This is a genomic window from Vibrio ruber DSM 16370, assembly GCF_900163965.1.
GTDB lineage: Bacteria > Pseudomonadota > Gammaproteobacteria > Enterobacterales > Vibrionaceae > Vibrio > Vibrio ruber.
This window is the reverse complement of sequence record NZ_FULE01000086.1, coordinates 1-768: the sequence shown is the minus strand read 5'-3', so window position 1 is coordinate 768 and position 768 is coordinate 1. Positions and strand designations below refer to the sequence as shown.

The window sequence follows — 768 nt, the reverse complement described above, 5'->3', positions numbered from 1 at the left end:
TAGCCTCAGGATGGCCTGCCGCGCAGTTGGCATCAGTGATTCCGTGTATCGATACCAGCCAAACCTGCATCGGGATGATGAGGTCGTTGCCAAGTTACAAGAGGCCGTAGAACGTTATCCAGCCTACGGTTTTGGTAAGTTATTTAAGGTGCTCAGACGGTGGGGACATCCATGGAATCATAAACGAGTTTACCGTGTGTACTGTGCTCTGAAACTGAACATGAGACGTAAGGGAAAAAAGCGGTTACCGAAGCGTGAGCCTGCTCCACTTGCGAGCCCGGAGAGGATCAATTGTTGTTGGTCTATCGATTTCATGAGCGATTCATTGGTTTGTGGCAGACGTTTTCGTACCTTTAACGTGGTCGATGATTTCAATCGGGAAGTCTTGGCGATAGAAGTGGACTTAAACCTGCCGACCCCGAGAGTTATTCGTGTGCTGGAGCGGATTATTGCTTGGCGAGGTATGCCGGGCAAATTGAGGATGGATAACGGGCCAGAGTTTATTTCAACCGCGCTGTGTGACTGGGCAGAAAATAACAAGGTAGAGCTGGAATTTATTCGACCGGGTAAGCCAACAGAAAATTCTTATATTGAGCGTTTTAATCGAACCTACCGAACGGAAATTCTGGATATGTATGTTTTTAAAACGCTGAATGAAGTCCGGGATTTGACAGAAAACTGGATGAGGGAATACAACGAAGAAAGGCCACATGACTCACTAAATGATCTCACGCCTTGGGAGTATTTGGAAAGACACGACAGCAGGAA

General features: G+C 47.1%; 1 protein-coding gene. It reads left to right on the top strand.

Annotated features, from left to right (window positions below; translation table 11 throughout):
* On the top strand, positions 1-768 hold a 768-nt coding region (locus VR7878_RS20345), incomplete at both ends, for an IS3 family transposase (protein WP_139344183.1).